A 19,852-nucleotide genomic window follows, 5' to 3' on the forward strand; every position below is an offset into this window, starting at 1 on the left:
GACCTGAGTTCGGTCCTCTCCTTCGATGAATCGCCTCATGTGACCCCTCTCGACGAGTTGCCATAACTTAGGCGAGTTGTGTGAGTCCTTCAACCGTTTTCACACAGCCTCGCTGCGAGCCGGCCAGACGGTCCCGGCTGCTTTTGCCTTGAGCGAACCTCGTGAGTGTGAAGTCACCCAAGGATGTCAAGCTGTCAAGGCTTAGCACTGGCCGGCTAGGGGGCCTTCTTCGCGTTGGTGGAGGGCGCATTGCCAATGTTGAGCAGCCGGGCGTCGGTGATCGAGATGCCGGGTCCCGTCACGACGGCGAAGAACACGGTCTGACCGGTCACGATGTCGATCTCCTTCCGGTCGACCTTGCCGTCCTGGATCATGACCAGCTCGCCGTCGCCGAGCGTGCGCTTCCATTTGGCGAACGCCTGAGGGTCGTCGGACTTGGGATCACCGACGCGCACGACGCCGCCGATGTGGCTACCGTATGCGTCGATCCACCGATACTCGCCGGCCGTGCCGAAGGCGTGGCTGTAGCCGCACTCATTCATCATCCGGGCGCTGTTGAAGAAGCCCTGCTCGCCGACAACAGAAAAGACGGCCGTAGTGCGCCCGGCGCCGCTCCACAGCACTAGGTCGCCTGTGTTTATCCGGACTTCCTGGGGGTCGACGTCGAAGCCGCGCTTGGCGTCCTTCACCAGCACATCGTGCTGCGTCATCTCGCGCCCTTTCTCCTCGTCGACAACGACGCGGAACGGATACTCAGCCGCGAGCGCATGGCCGTGGCCAGGCACGACGGCGTAGTCGTACACACCAGACCGCATGAAGCGCTGGGCGAAGCAACTCGCCCGGCCGATCGCGCGGCTGTCGAACACGTTAAGGCCGGCGGCACGCGATGGGGTGTTGGAATCTGGCTCGCAGCAGCCGGTCTTGGGGGACATGCGGAGGGAGGCGGGCTCAAGCATTTCGTTGCTCCTTCAGGCGGAGATGTCGGCGGTGAGGACAAGTTCGTCCTCGTCGCTCGTACGGACTTCGGCAGCGATTGCGTCGATCTTGACGGTGACACGCGGATCGACGGGGCCCTCGACCGGCAGCACTTCGAAGACTTGCGACAATTCGTGGATCGGTATTCGCAGGCCGCTGATGAACGGGGATAGGATCGGGCCAAGGAGACCCGTCACGCCGGCAATGCCGATCGCGAGCAGGATTGCGTTGACTGCGATCGCCAGGAACGGCCCGATGAACGGGATCGGAGCGAGGGCCAGAGCTGCGGCCGCGCCGATCGCGAGCAGCAGCGCTCCCGTCGCGAGGCCGAACCGCAGGCTGGGCAGGCCCACGATCTCGGCTTCGACCTTCCATACGCCGCCGTTCAGCGTCGTGACCAATCGGAAGTCGCCATCGGCCTCGACGAAGTCGGCGAACGAGACGGGGATCTCAATGGTCGGCCAGTCGATGCAAATCCGCGGCGTACATACCCGACCGACGCAAGGGATGCGGACGCAGACTTGCGGCAAGCAGAAGTCGGGCAGGATCGTGCTCAGATCAAAGCCGAAGCTGAAGTTGAGCGTGAAATTCATGCGCACGTCGCGCAGTCCGATGATGTCGGGCGCTTGCAGGTCGACATTGCCGTTTACCAGCGTTGCACTCGCGCCATAGGTGATCACGAACGGGCCGAGGCTGCTCGACCCGCTTGCCGACTGGGGCGGGATCGCTCCGATCGCGGTGTCGATTAGGCTGTTGGCGGTGATCTCGTCCACTGCTGCAATGATTTCGGGCATAACTGCTCTCCGATAGTGCGTGGGATCAGAGGGTTCCGCGTGCCTTGATCTGATCGTCTTCGATCAGTGGACCGACGGTAAGCGCAAGCGGGAATGCGTCGGCTCGGAGCGCATCGAGCGGCAGGCGAATGCCGGCCAAGACGGCCTGCAGGATCATGAACAGAAGGCATTCGAGGAAGCTTTCGAGCTCGGGCGGCTGGATGTCGACGATCTCGATCAAGTCGACGGCAAAGGCAATCGCATCCTCGCCGGTCGTGGTAACGACTTGCTCCAGATGCCCGATCGCAAAGACGCGAAGACGGAAGCACGTGAGTTCGGCGATCGGGTGCTGCCGGCCGTCGTGCGGCGGCTCATTGGGATTGTCTTTGCCGCGCGGCGGGCGCGGCGGCTTAGGGTCGATGCGGATCTTGCGGCACTCGATGCAGAGCTCCGCATCGATTTCAGCGCTGAACTGGCCGGGGCCGAGGACCAGCTCGGGGGGAAGAGGATCGGTCTGCTTGAAAAGGTCGATCTTCGGAATGCTGAGCCGCAACCGCCACTGGATGCCGCCGGCCACGCCCGGAAAGGCGATCGCGTCCATCCTTGTTTCGGCAACGGTGGTGACGGGCGTGAAGGCCGGCGAACCGTAGTTCAGGTAGCGGGGCCGCGCTCTGCAAAAGGCGGTCAGGAAGTCGTTGATCGCGGTCTCATGTACGCTGGCAAAGACCGCCTGGGATTCGGTCAAGCTCATGAGCGCCCTCCTACGAAGAAGATCAGATGGGACAGATACCGCGCCCATCCTAGATGCCTACTCTCCCTTGCGCATCACACAAATTGAGGACAAGCACACGCCTCGGTCGTCCACCACTCTCACTTACCGAACGCACTCTGCCGGTGTCCGGCGCTCTCGTCGGACGGCGCCAATTTGAAGGCTCGATTCAGGCGAACTTCAAGAAGGAGCTGGGGTATCGCAACGTCGCGCACTCCTCGAGCTTCAGGACCGTTCTCCATGAGGAGGCACGGCCTGAACGAGCCGACCGCCACCGGACGCCTGACAGCGATGCTTCCCATCAAGTGATCTTGCCCCCGTATCTCAGGACACGGCCTATACGCAATGTAGCGCCGGCTGTTCAAGTTGAGCGCGGCGTGTCTGCTCAACCCGTTGCCGCCTGAACTCGCGCGGCGATTTCATCTTCAAGCTCGAGTGCGGGTGAATCTCGTTGAAGTGCTCGAACGCAGCTGGCAATTGCGCCAGTACGGTCGGGGCGTCGCTGAGGTCCATGCGTCCCACGTAATCACGCTTGAAGGTGTTGACGAAGCTTTCGGCCATGCCATTGCTCTGTGGACTGCACACTGGCGTATTGACCGGCGTCAGCCCGAGCGACTTGGCGATGCGTCGAGTCTCGTGGGCGATGTAGGCGCTGCCGTTGTCAGTCAGGAATTGCAGCGAGTAGCCCGCAGGAAGGGCCTCTACCGTGCCGAAGCGCTTTTCCACCGCCTCGATGAGCATCTCGCGCACCGGCTCGCCCGGCAGCCCTTTGCCCTCCCATGCTCGGAAGGCCACGATCTCGCGATCACAGCAGTCCTTGGCGAACGTGGCGGTGACGGTTTGTCCCGAGTCGCACTTGATCTCGAAGCCGTCCGAGCACCAGCGGGTGTCGCTGGCCTCAACAGACACGGTGCCAGTGTGCCTGCGGCTGGACTGCGGACGCCGCGGCGCCTTGGGCAACAGCAAAGCGTTGGCTGCCATGACGCGATAGACGCGCTTGGGATTCACACGCGGGGCGTCCACCCCCGCGCGTTGGCGATTGACCAGCGCGCAGGCTCGCCGATAGCCGTAGCTCGGCAGGTCCGTGATCTGCTCGCGGATGTCTGACAGAAGTTGTTCGTCACTGCGTGGCGTGCGTTGTGTGCGGCCATCGATCCACGAGGCCGATCGGTTGCGCAGCAGATGGACATTCGAGCGCGCCAACCCCAATGCCTGGCAGACGGTCATCATTGACCGTCCCCGGGCAACAAGGGCGAGCGCGCAATCCACTTTTTTTCGGCGGCGTACTCCACTGCCTCTTTGAGGATTTCGTTTTCCAGCGTTTTCTTGCCCAGCACGCGCTGCAACTTGGCAATCTCGGCGCGCGCCGCTGCGAGTTCAGAAGCTGGCACTACCGCCTCGCCAGCGGACACGGCCATCAGGGCGCCTTGGCGTTCGAGCTTGCGCCACTGGAACAGCAGGCTGGCGGCGACACCTTCCTGGCGAGCCACCAGCGACACGCTCATGCCCGGCTCGTAGGTACGCTTGACGAGCGCAGACTTCTCAGCGAGGGACCAGCGCCTGCGGCGCTGGTCCTTCATGATCGCTTCGACGGTATCCGTATTCCTATTCGTACTCACAGTCCTACTCCAATCTTCAAAGATAAGCGATGGACCGTGTCCTGTCATTCAAGGGGCCAGCTCACAAGTCAAGAAACAACCTCTTGACGCTTCGCATCTAGACCGACGTACTACGAATTCCAGTGGGCAGCGCATCATCACATTTGATGCTGCACGCAAGTTTGTCTGGCGTATAAGCGGGGACTTGTGCAGACCGCTATTTGAGGGGAGGAGCGACGATGACTGAGCAATCGATACGCGAGGGTGCAGATATCCGACGCAATTCCCGTACTGGCCGACCGAGCAAGGTCATGGGCGAGTTCGACATGCCGGTTGGCGACTCCATGGAGGATGCGGTCCGCGAATTCCTCCAAGCCCACGACGAGCGTCTTCAGCTTGGAGGCATCGCCGCCAACCTCGACGTCATCAAGAGCGTCAGTACGCCAGCCCGCCGAATCGTTACCATGCAGCAGAAGCACCAAGGTCTGCCCGTTCTTGACCACACGGTGACGGTCCAAGTCGACACTTCAAACCGCGTCCGGCAAGTCGATCTTGCTGTTGAGGTCAGGTAATGCCGCTGGGAGCGAACAAAATCGGGGGTGACTCCTTCTGCTCTACGAGGCCGTCGCGAGCGGCCGCTGCGTCGGATACCAACGCTTGAAGTTGCGCACGTCTTGGCCATTCAATACGGCGCAACGCACTTGGAGAAGGTGGTTCGCGCCACGGCGAGTCCAGCGCGCGTGCCCGTTGCGCTTCATGCGCTGGCCGACCACGTGATCGACAGCCGACTCGGCGCCCGCTGATGAGATCGGCAGACCTCGCGCGCGCCGCGCTGCGTAGTTGGTGAGGCAGGCCTTGCCGTTCTCGAGATTGGCTGCGAGGGCGCCCAGTGCGTTTCGCTTGCCAACCCAGCCCGTGTCGCGCCGCAACTCCTGGAGTCGCGCAAGGCAGGATTCCGCCCTTCCGTGCCACAGCAACCACTTCGCTCCCTCGGCCCTTCTCAACAGACGTTCACGCTCAGCGTCATCGACGCCGGGCAGCCCTTTCAGTGCGAGCTGCAGGTGCCTGAAGCGCATGCCGATATGGAACCAGTCCAGAATCCGCAGGCTCCGATTTCCTAGGCGGGCAACGCCGACGTCTTCGCCACCGTCGCATAGCAGCACGACAGGCACATCGCCACCAATGCCAACGGACGCGAGAAACGCCTCCTGGCGATCTCCTCGCCATAGAGTGCCACCACCAGCGTACGCGTGGGCATGGGTGCGTTGGCTCTCTGGTCGGACGACCTTGGACGCGATCACGGAGATCCAGCTGGCGCCCTCGGTCTGCGGGACGCTGCGGACGTAGCCAGCGTCGATCTGGAGCGCATGCACCGCAGCTCGAGCATCAATGGCCGCGTCGTCGTGATGCAGGGTCCAGAACGCCTCGGCGCGTTGCTGCATCTCTTTCTCGAGCCGAGCGCCGATGCGCTGTGCGCTCGAACGGATGCTCGAAGCCCGCAGATCCATCGCGCCAGCGAAGCCGGTGGCCAGGAAGCTGCGCGCCAGCTTATAAGACATGACGCTGGCGTAGCGTGTCTGCAGCCAGACCCATTGCGGGTGGCTTCGTTCAGGCAATGCCAGTGCCAACGGGCTGCAGGACATTGATGCGGCGACCCGCGCGCCACACGCCGAGCAGCGGCTATACAGACGCGGCGCTTCAAGCGTCACCTTGCCAAACGCCGTCCGATACACGATGCCGGCGCTGCCCTTGACGGCCAAACGCTGTGAGCAGCGTCGACATTGCCTCGCCGCCGCGACGATCTCGTCGGCCTGCTCTCGAAGAACCACGCGTTGCAGGTTGCCCAGCAGGTCGCGTGACTCCGACAGCAGAACGCCGATGCCGCAGCGCGGGGCCGGATCTGGCGCGCGCTCGAGGCAGAAAATCTCGACAGTCTGTCGCGACCCATCAGCTCGCTCGATCTTGGCTTCGACGGTGATTCGCATGCTCGTTCTCCAGCAGCCCATAGGGAGCATCTTGCGCCTGTCGCCCGTCAGTACACCGCCCCCGATTTTGTTCGCTCCCTGTGCTGCTCCACCGATTTCACGGCCACGAAGTTCATCGTTTTGCGCCGGCTGGCGGCTTCGCCGTCGCGTGCACGTGGGGCATCATTCGCCCTGAGGATGCACCCGCCGCCGGCGCATCCGACGCGGCTCCTCATACCTTTTGGACTTGCGTGAATTGTCTGCGATCCCCCAAACTTGGCGACGAGGAGGGAAATGGCTATGGCAATTCGTCCCAAAGCCGAGGGCCCGGTTCTTCAGCGCCTTCGCGCGAAACGCGACGCTGAGGCGGTCGCGGAAGCGGCCCGGCTCGAGTCGCTTCGCAAGGAGTACGGCGAAGTCGCCAGTAACTTCCGAACCCTAACCGACATTCGATTCAGGTTGCTCGCGCTTCTTCCGATCGCTGCCGCCGCAACCGCCGCCCTCACGAGCAAGAATATTCTCCAAACTTCCGGCTTCTTGCTGGCGCTCTTTGGCCTCGTCGCGACGATCGGCGTGGCCACATACAACGAGAGAAACAATCAACTGTACAACGAGCTGGTCGGGCGTGCAGCGGCAATCGAGCGAGCGATCGGCGTTCCGGATGGGGCGTTTGCCCATCGGCCGAAGGCATGGCTCACGCTATCGACTCCAATTTCATGGAAGGTCGAGCATGACAATGGAATCGCCCTCATCTATGGCGCGACCATCTGCCTGTGGCTGACCCTTCTGTTCGCTCCAGTGCTTGAGGTCTGCCGAGTCTTCCTTGGTAAGACGTGGCCTCAGCACTTCGGATTCTTGGCAGGCGTGGAGCCCAGGCCTTTCGTGTACTTTGGCGCACTTTTCCTTGCGGTGCTCTCTACTTCATTATTCGCCTGGCGCTTCTCCCGCCAAATGGAAGTGCGCAGGGCCGGGATGAGAGAACTTGCCAAGCGGATCGTTGACCAGGCCAAAGACATCGACTTGGCAGATCGACCCGACAATCAGAAATTGATGGAGCTATGCGCCGATCTTTTCGGGGGGCGGTCCTTGATCGATGGCGAACAAAGTGCAAAGGAGACGGCCAAAAAACAAAAACGCAAAAACGATGGCACCGAGGAGAAGATGCGCAGGCGAGCCAAAGCCTACAGGGCTCTCGATCCAGTCGAGTTGAGAACCTACATTCCTGCCGGGTCTCCAGACAAAGAGGCGGCTCATTGGGCATCGCTGCTCTGCGACCTGCCGCCGATGTGGATCCATGACTGCTACACCGGGCGTCGAAGTTAGACTGGGCAGCGAGAAGGCAACCCAGAGTGGCCCACGCATGGGTCGCGCTTTAACATGGCGGTGCGGCTTCGCCTTGAAGTCGCAGCCAACGAAGCTTGAACTGGCCCTTGCGAGCCTGTCCGGGATTTTGGTGCGCCGGTCAAAAAACCGGCGGATATCGCGAATGAAAGGGTCATTTACGTCGAAGGCCCAACCAGCCACGGCCGTGGCTTCGCGTTGGCGTTGCTCCAGTCGGGCGCGCGCTGCGGCGATCGCGTCGACCCGGTCTTAGCGCCGCGCGATCTCGGGGTCGATTTGTTTTCGGTGTTAAAAGTGACGGTTCGCATCTCCAGCAACGGCGCGGGGTCATTTCGCTAAGTCTTTGATTTCGCGAGCATTGCTGTTCACTTCTTTGCGGCGTATCGTCTGCCGCCTTGAGGATGAAGAGCACTCCTGCCGCCGCTTGAGATGGAGCCGCCATGAAACACACCGGAGCACCGCCGCCGGAGCCCAGACTCGCAGCCAGCGTGACGTTATGGCTACTGCTCGCAGGCGTCCTATTTTTGTTTGCGCTTGTCGCGATTGTGATCGCCGACGCGATCAGGTTGTGGAACCTGAGCGTCCAACTCCTGCCCCACTTCATCGACGTCTTCAAGTTCGTCCTCAGCGGCGTGATCGTCGCCATCCTCGTTGTGGCGCTTCCGAAGGCCATCGACGAGTCCGCGCAACGCTTCGACCGCTTCCGCGAGTCGCGACGTTCGTACAGCAAGGCCAAGACGGCGGTGCTGTACTTGCCCGATCAGGTGAAGCACTGCAGCGCCGCCGCTGCGTTCGCCAAGGTGAGCGACGCCCATCGGGAACTGCATCTTGCCGAAACCTTCGAGGACATCATTTCGGCGCAGTATCTCGCCTGGTTCGGTCGTGGCGACTTGTGGGTACCCTACAACTATTGGCGGATTTTCGCGGTCGCCGAGGCGCTGCGTTCGTGCGAAGACCTGAGTTCGGGCGCAATTGATCAACATAGACTCACCGGTCATCTCGATGCCGCGCTCAACGTTGTCGAGAGTTACTTCAAACCCCATGGAGCCACTGACGACGTTCAACCGTGGCCAACTGACGTCGCAATCCAGGATCGGCTATCCAAGGAGGCGGAGATCGCGGCGGCGATCAGGAAAGTCGTTGGTCGCGAGGCGCCGGTTGCTTTCGAAGCCACCCAAGTGCCGACCTCGGCCGCCGGTTCCCAAGAGCGCCCAGCCAGGAATATCGTTATCTGCGCCGACGGTACTGGCAACTCGTTTACCCGCAGAAAATCGAACGTCGCCCGTATTGCCGAGCTGCTCGACGCAGGTGACTCTGATGTGCAGGTCGTCGCCTACGACCAAGGCATTGGCACCGATGCACGCCGGTGGGAAGAACTCGAGCGACTCAAGCTCGAGAGGCATTCATTGAAAGAGCTTGTCGTGCTGCCGGGCCCTCATGAGTCGGTCATGCCGCCAATCGAGTTGTGGACCCTGCTGCGCGGGCTTGCGTTCGGCGCCGGCTTGCGCGCTAACGTCAAGCAGATGTACCGCTGCCTTGCACAATCGCATGACCGCAAGAGCGACCGGGTGTTCATGTTCGGTTTCAGCCGCGGTGCCTTCACCGTCCGCGTTCTCGCTGGACTGTTGCACCGATGCGGGCTGCCGCCGATTGGATGCAGGAACGTCGACGCGGTCTTCAGTCTCGCTTGGCGCTTGTACGAACCGATGGTGCCTGACCAAGCCGCGGTGCAGCGGTTCTGGGCGGAGCAGCGCCAGCGAAGGTGCGAAGTCTGGTTCTTGGGACTGTGGGACACCGTCAAGTCCTATGGCGGCCTCCGGCCCGTACTGCTGCCGCATCTGCGGCACAACCCCTCGGTCAGGACGGTACGCCATGCCCTGGCGCTGGACGAACGCCGGGGCTGGTTCGATGCGACAACCTGGGGATGGCTCGACATCGACCGCCGTCCCGGCGGCGCTGCCTCTCGACTGAGTGCCGACGATCGGGCGGCAGTGGAACGTCAGTGCATTCAGGAGGTGTGGTTCACGGGCTCCCACTCGGACGTTGGCGGCGGCAACGACGGCGACGACACGCCGGCCGGCAACATCGCGTTAACCTGGATGCTCACGGAGGCGGTCTTGGCTGGCATCAGGATCAGTTCGGACGGAAAGTCATATCTGGAGAAGTTCGGCGGGTTGGCCGACGCGAAGGTCACGCCGTCGCACACGCGCCTGTGGCGGCTGATTGAAAAAGTTCCGAGGCAGACGCCGGTGAATTCCGGCCTGTGGCCGAGGAGGGAGTGGGCTCGTTCGGGAAGTGCCGTTCGAGATCCCTCGGTTCTGACGCGGGACGGCGTGGTCTGGATCCACGACACCGCCGGTAAACAGCTTACGGGTACGCCGAACAGGCTCGTCCGCTCTGCGGTTGTTGATGCACTCCGGGCTTCAGGGAGTACGACGGTGTAGGCAGCGGGTTCTGTCACTACAAGGGCTTCCCCGATAAGTCAAGCAAAGTTCGGCCAAGATGACTCAGGCGTAGAAGAAAGTAAATCCGGGTCTTCCGCACTTTGTGTGAAGCCCAAGTGGGAGGGCTTGATTGCGTCTCCGGTCGACCTCATCTCTGGGCAACATGGCCAGTGGTATCGGTGTAATCGATCGCGTTTTCGCTCGGGTGGGCAAGCGCGTCGTCGGCTGCATCAATCGGCGAGGGAATCTGGTGGTGCAGGCGCGCAGTACCGTGCGCGCCGCACCATGTCCGACCTGCCGATGTTGGAGCGGTCGTCTGCACGGAAGCTACTGTCGCCAACTCGCGGAGCGCCCCGTCCTTGACGAGCAGGTCGTGCTCTCTGTCGAAACGCGGCGCTTCAAGTGCCTGAACAATGACTGTCCCCGTCGAACATTCGCCGAGGATATCCACGCGTTGGCGGGCCGGCATCAACGTCGCACCCGATCACATGCTCGGGCCTTGCATGCACTGGGTCATGCCCTGGGTGGTGAGGCGGCCAGGCGGCTCGCCGCCGAGTTGGGTTTGAGCACCAGTGCCGACACCGTGTTGCGGGAGCTGCGCCGATCGGCTGTGACCCGACGCAAGCACCTCCCTCGAATCGTGGGCATCGACGACTGGGCGATTGCCAAGGGTCACCACTACGGGACCATCGTCGTCGATCTGGAACGTCGCGAGCCGATCGAGGTATTCGCCGGGCGTGAAGCGACCGCGGTGGCGGCCTGGATGCGTGCCAATCCCTCCATACGGGTCGTCGCCCGGGATCGGACCGGGGCCTACTCCGAGGCCGCAGACATTGCACTCCCCGCAGCCACGCAGGTCTCTGACCGCTGGCATCTACTGAGCAACCTGCGCGACAACGTCGAAAGAATGCTGCATCGACTGGGGCCGCAACTGCGCCACGCCGCGCAGCAGGTCACCGTTGGCGGTGTGACACTGGGGCGTCCGGGGTTGCCGCGAGGCGCTGGACTTCGCGGATGGCAGCGCCTGAGTGATGACCGGCGTGCCGCACGTCTGGCGTTGTACGAGAAGGTGATGACGCTGCGCACCCAGGGCGGCACCGTGAAAGGCATCGCGCGCGAACTATCGATCGACTATCGAACGTGCGCAAGTTCGTCACCAGCAGCGCTTTTCCGGAGCGCGCACTCAAGGCGCGGGGTCCAACGCCGTTGGATGCCCACCGGCGCTATATCGAGGAGAGGGTCGCCCAAGGCTGCTACTGTCCGAGGCGGATCTGGCAGGAGATCCGGCAGCGGGGCTATACCGGCTGTCGCGCCACTGTGCGCGACTGCGTGGCGCGCTTGCTGTCTCCGCAGGGCAAGCCCGCGTCGGCGGTCGCTCCTGTGCGCACCCTGCCGTGTCCGTCGGCCCGGCGCGCATTCGGCTGGCTGGTGGGATGGAGGAAGCTGGCATTCAAAGAGCCCAAGCATGCTGATCACGAGCGGTTCGTACAGGCGCTGTGCAAGATCGAACCGGTGGTCGCCGAGGTCCGCAGCCTTGCACGTGAGTTCCTTGGACTCATGCACCGGCGCCGTCCTCGGGAGTTCGATCGTTGGCTTGAGCGTTTGTCGAAGTGCAGCGCGCCCGAGATGCGAAGTTTCGCGAAGAGTTTGCGCAACGACCTGGCCGCCGTGCGGGCGGCCTTCACGCTGCCGTGGAGCAATGGCCAGACGGAGGGCCATGTCAACCGCTTGAAGTTCCTCAAGCGCCAGATGTACGGACGGGCAAGCGTCGAGTTGCTACGGCTGCGAGTTCTGGGCCAGAACTGACGCACAAACGCGCGCATCGATATTGCCGACCGCGGCCCATCGATGAGGCCGGCGACTGTGACCGCCTGCGAACAGGCTAGTCCGATCCGAGCTGAGGACCTCTGGCAAGAACGTCGGAACCGTGCACGACTGCAGTTTGCTCAAGAGACGACCTTCTGTGTTAGTCGACTCCAACAAGCCGCAGGCCTGGCGGTTGATGCCTCCCGATCCATTCACATCCTGCGCCGAGATCCGCAGCCTGAAGGGACTCGAAGTTCACCAGTGGGAGCTCGATGCCATCGCCTTGGCGAAACAGCAGGCCTATGCCGCCCATGTCCAACTGCGGCGCCCGTCGATGACCCTGCGCATCGAGCGGAACCGGCAGGACTTAGAGATCGTCCAAGAACAGTCATCGCGCCATCAGAAAGCTCTCGATCAGTTGGGCACCGCCTGCGCCGCCGAGCGGCACGAGCAACGCTTTGAACAGCGGCTGATCAAAGAATCGCGCGAAGGCACCTGTTTGATTAGTCTTGACGGCTTCGATCAGGGACTTGAACGGCTCGATGAGCGCGGCATGCGCCGGCGAGCCCGTCATCCAGCGCAGGTCTTCTTCCATGCGTTGCAGCGCACATGTGCGGGTCTGCTCCGCTGCCCTTTTGAGCAGGATGGCAATCACGATCAGCCATAGCAGGTAGGCACCGGCAGCGGCGGCAATCGGAAGGCTTACCGAGCAGTTGTCGGGGTGGTCGTACTTTCCGTGAAAATCGGTGCGCTTGAGATTGAAAAATCGTTATGCGACAGGCACTTGCGAATGCGGGACAGGCGTGCAATCGGATTTCACGCAAGTCATTGATTTCAAATGAGAACTCGTAGCTCTGCGCACTGTTTTGCAACATAAGTACGACCACCCCTATTGCGCGCGCCTTGTTAATGTCGCCGAAGAAGCTGCTCGTTGGCGCCTTTGCCAGCCGCCGTACATGGCCAAGCCGCTGCCGAAGTCGTACGCCCACGGCCGCAAATCGCAATAGCACAGAAGCGGGACTACCGAGGTCGTCAGGGCGTCTCGCATCGGTTACGTCGGCAACGCCCCTAGATGCGCCATCTCGCGAAGGATGCTCCTCGTAAATGCGCGCCCGCCACATGGCGACGGCCGCGCTGTCTGTGCTCGGAGTCTCCGCCTATGCGGGTATTTGTTACTTACAACTATTGCATTCACCCAGAGGTAAACCCACTTTGGTTGGCCTAACAATCCTTAGATGAATGGCGACTCAAACACCAAAGTGGCGGTAAAGCGGACGCCGGATGGAGACTATCGGTGGGAACTCTTTCAACGATGTTCCGTATTTCGTCGCATCATATTTGCAGCGTCAGATCATCAGTTTCTAACTCGCGAAGGCGCGTATTCAGAGGGTTCAATGGCGCTCCGCAAGCTGATCGATGGGCGAAACGTCCGCCGCGCGCAGCGCCAACTGCAGCTCGTCGATCGTGACGGTATGTGCGACACCCGAACCAGCTTGTTTGTCAGGTCGTCACCTTGAACGCACTAAACGCGGTGCGGCCCCGAGTGCCCACGATGGACCTCTGAGTCGCACGGAAAAGATGAAGACCTCCCCTCTCTTGCTCGCCCGTTTAGAGTAGAGTTGAGGGGCGGGCGGCTCTACCGCAACTCGAGGACGAGGCCGCCTCACGCCCGGCATCCGGTCATCCCGGGGATGCACGGTATCCGCATCTTGACCTTCGAGGTCGTGCACGCCGTCGCGTGCGACGCCGGGCGCCGAAGTAACACTTTCGCGAAGCTGCGGATTCTTCATGCTCGCCCGGTACAGTCGCGCATGAACCATTTGCCTCCCGTCGACCAGAGCCACCGCAGGAAAGCGATGCAGAGACTTTGGAGGAGCATGCTTTTGCGAACGGATGGATTCTCTTCATCGGCTTGTTCCTGATCGTGCTAGGCATCCTTTGGGCCATCAACGTGTCCTTCGGCTGACGTTCCCGCGATCCTTGTTCGCAATTTCGTGCTCAGGGTGACCGGCCGAGCCTATGAGCCTGGCGGCTCTTCAGGCGAGCTGCATGGCCGCGGCGTTGCGACTTCCAGCTTCGATCGACCAAGGCCTCGGCACCTTCAAGGAAAAGGGCCATGACGTATCTTCCTAGCTCCAATGGGCATAGACCTCCACGGCGAGCACATCGCTCGTGAGGCGTGCCAAATTCACCGGACAGGCCGAAGTCTGATCAATCGGCATCTTCTGGTGCAAACGCCAGTTCTAGCTCGTCGAGGGCCTTGCGCGCGAGGCGCAGCGCTTCCACGACCTGCTCGGGCGTCGCTGGTGGCATGTGCGGGGCCGCGTGCAGTGCGTTCTTAAGGCGCTCGCAAGAAGCCTCCCACATCAGAATCCCGCGCCGCCGCTCCATGCTCAGTTCCGTCATGCGACGTTCCATGCCCGGCAAGGCCGAGAGCGACCAGTGTGCGCGCTTTAAAGGCGTCCGTCGATCGGCGAGCGGGCGGCCCCACTCGCCTATCCGCCGCAGCCTTCAAAGTGCTCACGGGCCTCTGCCAATCGAGACCGTCTTCGGGCGGGAGCCCGTCGCGCCACTAACGCGCCGAGACCTCGCCGAGTTGAATTTGGGACAGCCGCTGGCATCGAGCAGCCGCCCGCGCGCTAAGTTGCCAAACGCACGGGAAGGAGCCTGTCGTACTCGTTCTTGACGACCGCGTAGCACTCGCAGGAGCGCCGCTCCAGCCCTTTCCGGTCCAGCACCGAGACGTGACCGCGCGCATAGCTGATCAGACCGGCCCGCTGCAGCTTGAGCGCGCCTTCGGTGACGCCTTCGCGGCGCACACCGAGCATGTTGGCGATCAGTTCCTGCGTCATCACCAGTTCATTGCCCTGCAGCCGGTCCAGGCTCAACAGCAGCCAGTGGCACAGTTGCTGGTCCAATGAATGGTGCCGATTGCATACGGCCGTTTGCGCCATCTGCGTGATCAGCGCCTGGGTGTAGCGCAGCAGCAAGTGCAGCACAGGGCCGGCCCGGTTGAACTCGTCCTTCATTACCTGCGCCTTCAACCGAAAGCCCTGGCCCGCGCTTTGCACCACCGCAGGCTGGGCGCCCCATGAAGAGAGAGATGCCGACAAGGCCCTCATTGCCGACGACGGCGATCTCGGCCGAGGCGCCGTTCTCCATCACGTACAACAGAGAGACGATGGAGGTAGTCGGAAAGAAGACGTGCGTCAGCGTGATGCCCGACTCATACAGCACCTGGCCCGCGGCATCTCGATCCATTCAAGCTCTGGCCTCCAACGTTGCCACTCGCCGTCTGGCAGCGTTGCAAGCAGTTGGTTCAATTTCGGCTCGGACGCAGCGGCCATTAGATCCTCCTGGGGTGCTTCGAGGACGACCCTGTGCGCGCTCCACATGGCACACTTTTAGTATAGGCAGGGATGTGAGTTTTGCCAGTGTTGGTGCGCTTGCTGCCGGGCATGGCGGCTGCGGTCGTTACTTTGGAAATCACCTCGAAGGCTCTTGATTCCAGAGGATCGCTACCTCAGCGTGACCGGATCGAATTTCGAAGCCGCTTCTCAATCCGGGTGGTGGTCCGTGAGCTCTTGGACGACCGCGTCGCGACCGAAGCGCTCGCCAGCCGCTACCTCTGGATTGATCCACTCTGGCAGCTGCAGTAACAAATACGCGGCCAGGCCCTCAAGTCGTGGCTCATAGGTTCGCCGCAAGCGTCGGATGGCCTCCAGGGCGGGCTCGTCGTCGCGCCAGTCCGGCAATATCCGGCGAATGGTGGGGGTGAGAAGGCGCAGCGCCTCCGGATCCAAGAGGCGGGTCGACACTGGCCGGGCCGGCGCCACCCGCAGAGACTCACTCGCTTCGTCGAGAACGCGTCTGAGCGCGCAGAAAGTGGCGGTGGCCTGAAGGCGTCGCATGTCATCGGCGCCAGCAATCAGCAGCGTGCACACGTCCAGTACCACCGCCAGCGAACCCAGCCACGAATGGCCCTCGTGCTGCGACCGGTAAAACGCCAACATCGGGTAGACGGCCTGACTCTCGACCAGGTCGCTCGCCCAAATCTCCCAGTCCCTGAGCCAGCGTTCGAGTGCTGCCGAGGTGCCATGCATATGCCAACCGAGCAGAGCCGCAGCGGTTGGCGGCGTACCCGCGCGCGCGGAAAACTCGATCAACTGAAGGTCTCGGCGCGTGAAGTGCTGATAGAGCACTGGCAGATATCCGATGGTCAGCGCGATGAAACCGAATCCGGTGCCCGCCTCCACTATCACCAGCAGGCGCGCGAGCGAATGGTGTGGCACGTTGTCGCCGTAGCCGAGCGTGAAGAATGCATCCCCACTGACAATGATCTGATCGACCAGCCCAACGGAGCCGGAGTCGGGGACGAGACCTTGCAGCCCCCATTGCATCAATCCAAAGCCGACGATGAGGCTGGCGGCCCACAGCGCGAAGAGCATGACCATCGACAGCGGTCCAAAGACCCCGATGAAGTCCTCGCGGCGTCTGCCACTGGGCCAAAGATCGGCGCACCAGACCCAAGCCGCCCAAGTGCACTTGAAGAAGTAACGGTTGAGACGCAGCCGGCGGCGTACAGGGCGCGGTAGCAGAACCACTTCGAAGGCATCGATCAAGGTCGCCAGCGCCAGGACGACGCCGACAAGTATGGCGATCAGGGTCATCGAGGGTCGTCCCAGGAAGAAAGATTCATCATGCCTTGTTCGGATTCAGCCTAGCCAGCCTTTCGGCGAGTTCATCGATGAAAGGCCGGTCCGCTTGAACCGTTGTCCGATGACCCGCGTCCAATTCTTCATGCGGTCCACGCGGCACTCGCCCCGGGGCGGATGAGTTGACCCCGGTCTTGCTCATCCAAGAGCAATTTGGCGCTTCTTACATCGGTCACCTTCGGACGACGCGGCATAGAGCGCCACCGGGCACAGACCGACTTGTGGGCGAACCAACGCGTCGTCTAGAGAAGGGTGGCATGCGGGGTCGCGCCCGCGGTCTGCGATACGGTCGACTTGCTTTCCGTGCAGGTCTGGAAGTGCTCTACCGCGTATTGCAGAGCCGCGGCACGCAGAAAGCGATCTCACCCAACGGCTGCGGGAACTTCCGGTCGAACATTTTTGGCGACTTGCCAGCCATGGTGAAGTGGTCCGAGCATCACTGCCAGAGCGGCCCGGCGCGCCGCTCGCCGACGGATCTGGATCGCGCGCAACTGGACTCAGTTCATCGACTATTGCGCTTGACCTATGCTGGCCGCAAGCCTTCAAAGACGGTCTGCGCTGGCTGCCGGCCACCAGCGGCTTGGATTCCGCAAATGTCTGCCTCGCTGACTTATCGCTCCGTGGGCACAACGCGCGACATAAGCTAGCCGCATTCCCGGATTACACAACATGCTAAGTGTGGCGGATGGGGCGATAAAGCGTTCGCGCGGCGGCGTCGCTACAGTCTTGTCGGACATGACGCCGAGCGCGTGTAGGCCGTTGGTTTGGTTGCAATGCCTACGGACTACATACCAAATGCGACACCTAGAATTTGTTCTCGCTCCACTCCTTGGCGCGTATAAAACCCACTGTGGAGCAACCTCGAATGAGCAGTCAGCATGCGCCGCTTCGGCAGGCACTGAGCGATCATGAGCCCGTAGTGGACGCCTGGCTTGCCGAGCTGGGCATCAAGGATCCGGCACAGCTTCGATCGATGCGGATTGAGGGCAGCGACATCGTTCGCGCATTGGGCCAAGGCGTCGAGAGCGGCGCCGATCCCTCCAATCTGCAGGCACCGGCGTGGGCTGGACTTCGGGACACGCTCGAGAACCTGTCACGCTCCCGCGCCGCCAAGGGCGAGAGCGCCGGCGACACGAGCGAGTTCGTGCTCGCGCTTAAAAAGCCGCTGTTCGATGCGCTGCAGCGGCCGGACCTAACGCCTGAACAGTTGATTGCCGGAGTCTGGTCGGCCAGCACCGTGGTGGACCGCCTTGCGCAGCACACGGCCTCAACCTTCCAGAAATCGCGCGAAGAGATTATTCGCCGGCAGCAGGACGACCTGCTCGAACTATCGACCCCCGTGATCAAGCTGTGGGAAGGCGTGCTGGCGGTGCCGATGATCGGAGTGCTCGATAGCAACCGCACGCAGATCGTGATGGAAGCGCTGCTGCAACAGATCGTCGACAGCGGCTCCGGCCTCGCGATCATCGACATCACCGGCGTCCCCACGGTCGACACCCTGGTAGCACAGCACCTGCTGAAGACCGTGACCGCGATCCACCTGATGGGCGCAGATTGCATCATCAGTGGAATTCGCCCGCAGATCGCGCAGACCATCATGCACCTGGGCATCGACCTCCAGGGCATCACGACCAAGGCGACGCTGGCCGATGCGCTCGCGGTCGCGCTGCAGCGGAACGGCTGGCGCGTGAGCCGCGAGAAGTAGGCGATGGACCCGCATCCCCATCTTGCGCATGGGCGAGACCCTGCTGGTCACGATCCAGGTCGACATGCAGGACCAGACCGCGCTCGCGCTGCAGGACGATCTGGCAGAGCGGATCACGAAGACTGGTGCCATGATCGACATCTCAGCACTCGAAATCGTCGACTCTTTCGTCGGCCGCATGCTCAGCAGCATCTCGGGCATTGCCCGGATCCTGTCAGCCACGACCGTAGTGGTCGGCATGCAGCCGGCCGTGGCGATCACGCTCGTCGAACTCGGACTTTCGTTAGAAGGCGTCAGAACCGCGTTGGACGTGGAGCGTGGCTATGCACGCGGGCGTACGCGCGGAGCAGCGCCATGGCGACTGATAACCAAGGCGTTCTGCCGCTCGGTTCGGAACACGACATCGTCGCGAGCCGCCAGCACGTGCGTGGCCTGTGCCAGGCGCTTAAGTTCTCGCTGGTCGACCAGACGAAAATGGTCACGGCGACCAGCGAGTTGTCGCGCAACACGCTCATCCATGGTCACGGCGGCCGGATGCACTGGATCCTGCGGGAGCAAAACGGCTGGCGCGGTCTGGAGTTGGTGTTTGAGGACGAGGGCCCCGGCATCGCCGACCTCAAGCTTGCGCTGTCGGACGGTTGGACCAGCGGCAGCGGCATGGGCCTCGGCCTGCCGGGCAGCAAGAGACTGGTGAACGAGTTAGACATCCAGCCCGCGCCTGGTCGCGGCGCTCGCGTGGGCATTGTCAAATGGAAGTAGTCCGTGGCTGGACGCATCGGCAGTTTCCGCTCACCGAAACCAGTGGCGTCGGCGAAGTGCGTCGTTATGCGGCGCGCCTCGCCACCGAGATGGAATGGAGCGAACTCGAAGTGGGCCGACTCGCCATCGTGGTCACCGAGCTGGGCTCCAACCTCCACAAGCACGCGCACAACGGCCGGCTGCTGGTAGGGGCCAGCGCCGAGCGCGCGCAGGTTGAGATCGTCGCCATCGACGACGGACCCGGCATCGCCAATGTGGCCAGCTCGATGCGCGACGGTTATTCGACCGGCGGAACTCCGGGCACCGGTCTCGGCGCCGCACGGCGACTGGCGGACGATTTCGATCTGCATTCCGCGTCACCCGGCGGCACGGTTTGCGTCGCGCGTCTGCGCAAGCCGGGTGCGACGCCACAGCTGGGCAACTTCCGCATCGGCGCGATCTGCCTGCCCGCGCCAGGCGAGGATGTCTGTGGCGACGCCTGGGCCGCGGCCCTGGATGCCTCCGGCGTCACGCTGCTGGTGGCCGACGGCTTAGGGCACGGCCCTGGCGCCGCCGAGGCGAGCCAGGCGGCGATCGATCTCTTTGCGGAATCGCCCACCCTGCCACTGCCGGCCCAGGTCGAACAACTTCACCGCGGCCTGCGAAAGACCCGCGGCGCCGCGCTGTGCTGCGCCCGTCTCGACACCGAGGCCGCTTCGGTGCGTTTCTCGGGCGCTGGAAACATCTCGGGTCGGATCATCTCCGGCACCCATGATCGCAGCTTCGTCACGGCGAACGGCACGGCGGGTCTGCAGATTCGAAACCCGAGCGTCAACACGGTCGAGCGCCCGGCACACGCCTTGATGGTGCTCCACAGCGACGGTATCGTGACTCGTTGGGACAGCACGGCTCTGCTGCCGTTGCTGGGACGCGACCCGACCTTGATTGCCGCGCTGCTTCTGCGCGACCATTCTCGATTGCGCGACGATGCGACCGTCGTCGTGATCCAGCCGAGGGACTAGCC

General features: G+C 62.6%; 14 protein-coding genes and 3 pseudogenes. 9 read left to right on the forward strand and 8 right to left on the reverse strand.

What is annotated here, in order from left to right:
- Window positions 1-215: 215 nt before the first annotated feature.
- The 4 genes from QTH97_RS34745 to QTH97_RS34760 form a co-directional block, all read right to left on the reverse strand.
- The gene (locus tag QTH97_RS34745; protein WP_286573182.1) at window positions 216-956 is read right to left on the reverse strand and encodes a cupredoxin domain-containing protein; all 741 of its coding nucleotides are present in this window, start codon (window positions 954-956) and stop codon (window positions 216-218) included.
- 12 nt (window positions 957-968) lie between these two features.
- On the reverse strand, window positions 969-1,769 hold the full coding sequence (locus QTH97_RS34750; protein WP_286573183.1) for a hypothetical protein: 801 nt from the start codon (window positions 1,767-1,769) through the stop codon (window positions 969-971).
- 25 nt (window positions 1,770-1,794) lie between these two features.
- Window positions 1,795-2,547, reverse strand: a complete 753-nt coding sequence (locus QTH97_RS34755; protein WP_286573184.1) for a hypothetical protein — start codon at window positions 2,545-2,547, stop codon at window positions 1,795-1,797.
- Window positions 2,548-2,853: 306 nt separating this feature from the next.
- Window positions 2,854-4,097 (reverse strand): IS3 family transposase gene (locus QTH97_RS34760; protein WP_286573185.1). Its coding sequence is split into 2 segments (ribosomal slippage): window positions 2,854-3,800 and window positions 3,800-4,097, totalling 1,245 coding nucleotides; the frame shifts between segments, so codons are not numbered across the junction.
- Window positions 4,098-4,354: 257 nt separating this feature from the next.
- Between QTH97_RS34760 and QTH97_RS34765 the strand changes: the two genes are divergently transcribed.
- The gene (locus QTH97_RS34765) at window positions 4,355-4,687 is read left to right on the forward strand and encodes a hypothetical protein (protein WP_286573186.1); all 333 of its coding nucleotides are present in this window, start codon (window positions 4,355-4,357) and stop codon (window positions 4,685-4,687) included.
- A 42-nt stretch (window positions 4,688-4,729) separates the two neighbouring features.
- On the opposite strand, the gene QTH97_RS34770 is transcribed toward QTH97_RS34765, so the two are convergent.
- Window positions 4,730-6,100 (reverse strand): ISKra4 family transposase, encoded by a 1,371-nt coding sequence (locus tag QTH97_RS34770; RefSeq protein WP_286573188.1) that lies wholly within the window; start codon window positions 6,098-6,100, stop codon window positions 4,730-4,732.
- Window positions 6,101-6,379: 279 nt separating this feature from the next.
- Here QTH97_RS34770 and QTH97_RS34775 point away from each other — a divergent pair, with 279 nt between their 5' ends.
- From QTH97_RS34775 to QTH97_RS34790, 4 genes and pseudogenes are all read left to right on the forward strand, one after another.
- Window positions 6,380-7,402, forward strand: a complete 1,023-nt coding sequence (locus QTH97_RS34775; RefSeq protein ID WP_286573190.1) for a hypothetical protein — start codon at window positions 6,380-6,382, stop codon at window positions 7,400-7,402.
- A gap of 458 nt (window positions 7,403-7,860) precedes the next feature.
- Window positions 7,861-9,864, forward strand: coding sequence for a phospholipase effector Tle1 domain-containing protein (locus QTH97_RS34780; RefSeq protein ID WP_286573192.1), 2,004 nt, complete (start codon window positions 7,861-7,863; stop codon window positions 9,862-9,864).
- Window positions 9,865-10,027: 163 nt separating this feature from the next.
- A pseudogene (locus tag QTH97_RS34785) lies at window positions 10,028-11,670 on the forward strand (ISL3 family transposase).
- Between the two features lie 157 nt (window positions 11,671-11,827).
- Window positions 11,828-12,337 (forward strand): hypothetical protein, encoded by a 510-nt coding sequence (locus QTH97_RS34790; protein WP_286573193.1) that lies wholly within the window; start codon window positions 11,828-11,830, stop codon window positions 12,335-12,337.
- 1,544 nt (window positions 12,338-13,881) lie between these two features.
- Here QTH97_RS34790 and QTH97_RS34795 read toward each other — a convergent pair.
- The 3 genes and pseudogenes from QTH97_RS34795 to QTH97_RS34805 all read right to left on the reverse strand — a co-directional run bounded on the left by QTH97_RS34795 (window position 13,882) and on the right by QTH97_RS34805 (window position 16,340).
- On the reverse strand, window positions 13,882-14,076 hold the full coding sequence (locus QTH97_RS34795; protein WP_286573195.1) for a hypothetical protein: 195 nt from the start codon (window positions 14,074-14,076) through the stop codon (window positions 13,882-13,884).
- A 233-nt stretch (window positions 14,077-14,309) separates the two neighbouring features.
- Window positions 14,310-15,017 (reverse strand): annotated as a pseudogene (locus tag QTH97_RS34800) (Crp/Fnr family transcriptional regulator).
- A 210-nt stretch (window positions 15,018-15,227) separates the two neighbouring features.
- The gene (locus tag QTH97_RS34805) at window positions 15,228-16,340 is read right to left on the reverse strand and encodes a potassium channel family protein (protein ID WP_286573197.1); all 1,113 of its coding nucleotides are present in this window, start codon (window positions 16,338-16,340) and stop codon (window positions 15,228-15,230) included.
- A gap of 910 nt (window positions 16,341-17,250) precedes the next feature.
- On the opposite strand from QTH97_RS34805, the gene QTH97_RS34810 reads away from it, so the two are divergent.
- From QTH97_RS34810 to QTH97_RS34825, 4 genes and pseudogenes are all read left to right on the forward strand, one after another.
- Window positions 17,251-18,090, forward strand: a complete 840-nt coding sequence (locus QTH97_RS34810; RefSeq protein WP_286573198.1) for an STAS domain-containing protein — start codon at window positions 17,251-17,253, stop codon at window positions 18,088-18,090.
- 28 nt (window positions 18,091-18,118) lie between these two features.
- Window positions 18,119-18,412: pseudogene (locus QTH97_RS34815) on the forward strand (STAS domain-containing protein); the annotation flags it as partial.
- 32 nt (window positions 18,413-18,444) lie between these two features.
- Window positions 18,445-18,849, forward strand: a complete 405-nt coding sequence (locus tag QTH97_RS34820) for an anti-sigma regulatory factor (protein WP_286573199.1) — start codon at window positions 18,445-18,447, stop codon at window positions 18,847-18,849.
- On the forward strand, window positions 18,840-19,850 hold the full coding sequence (locus tag QTH97_RS34825; RefSeq protein WP_286573201.1) for an ATP-binding protein: 1,011 nt from the start codon (window positions 18,840-18,842) through the stop codon (window positions 19,848-19,850). The genes QTH97_RS34820 and QTH97_RS34825 overlap by 10 nt, the downstream gene beginning before the upstream one ends.
- The last annotated feature ends 2 nt before the right edge of the window (window positions 19,851-19,852 follow it).

It is taken from the genome of Variovorax gracilis, assembly GCF_030317115.1.
GTDB lineage: Bacteria > Pseudomonadota > Gammaproteobacteria > Burkholderiales > Burkholderiaceae_C > Variovorax > Variovorax gracilis.

Excerpts from the sequence above, each read along its gene's own strand:
- QTH97_RS34745 (WP_286573182.1), bottom strand. The coding sequence starts at position 956 with ATGCTTGAGCCCGCCTCCCTCCGCATGTCCCCCAAGACCGGCTGCTGC.
- QTH97_RS34795 (WP_286573195.1), bottom strand. The coding sequence starts at position 14,076 with ATGACGGAACTGAGCATGGAGCGGCGGCGCGGGATTCTGATGTGGGAG.
- QTH97_RS34775 (WP_286573190.1), top strand. The coding sequence starts at position 6,380 with ATGGCAATTCGTCCCAAAGCCGAGGGCCCGGTTCTTCAGCGCCTTCGC.
- QTH97_RS34780 (WP_286573192.1), top strand. The coding sequence starts at position 7,861 with ATGAAACACACCGGAGCACCGCCGCCGGAGCCCAGACTCGCAGCCAGC.
- QTH97_RS34825 (WP_286573201.1), top strand. The coding sequence starts at position 18,840 with ATGGAAGTAGTCCGTGGCTGGACGCATCGGCAGTTTCCGCTCACCGAA.
- QTH97_RS34820 (WP_286573199.1), top strand. The coding sequence starts at position 18,445 with ATGGCGACTGATAACCAAGGCGTTCTGCCGCTCGGTTCGGAACACGAC.
- QTH97_RS34765 (WP_286573186.1), top strand. The coding sequence starts at position 4,355 with ATGACTGAGCAATCGATACGCGAGGGTGCAGATATCCGACGCAATTCC.
- QTH97_RS34755 (WP_286573184.1), bottom strand. The coding sequence starts at position 2,547 with ATGGGCGCGGTATCTGTCCCATCTGATCTTCTTCGTAGGAGGGCGCTC.
- QTH97_RS34805 (WP_286573197.1), bottom strand. The coding sequence starts at position 16,340 with ATGACCCTGATCGCCATACTTGTCGGCGTCGTCCTGGCGCTGGCGACC.
- QTH97_RS34810 (WP_286573198.1), top strand. The coding sequence starts at position 17,251 with ATGAGCAGTCAGCATGCGCCGCTTCGGCAGGCACTGAGCGATCATGAG.
- QTH97_RS34750 (WP_286573183.1), bottom strand. The coding sequence starts at position 1,769 with ATGCCCGAAATCATTGCAGCAGTGGACGAGATCACCGCCAACAGCCTA.
- QTH97_RS34770 (WP_286573188.1), bottom strand. The coding sequence starts at position 6,100 with ATGCGAATCACCGTCGAAGCCAAGATCGAGCGAGCTGATGGGTCGCGA.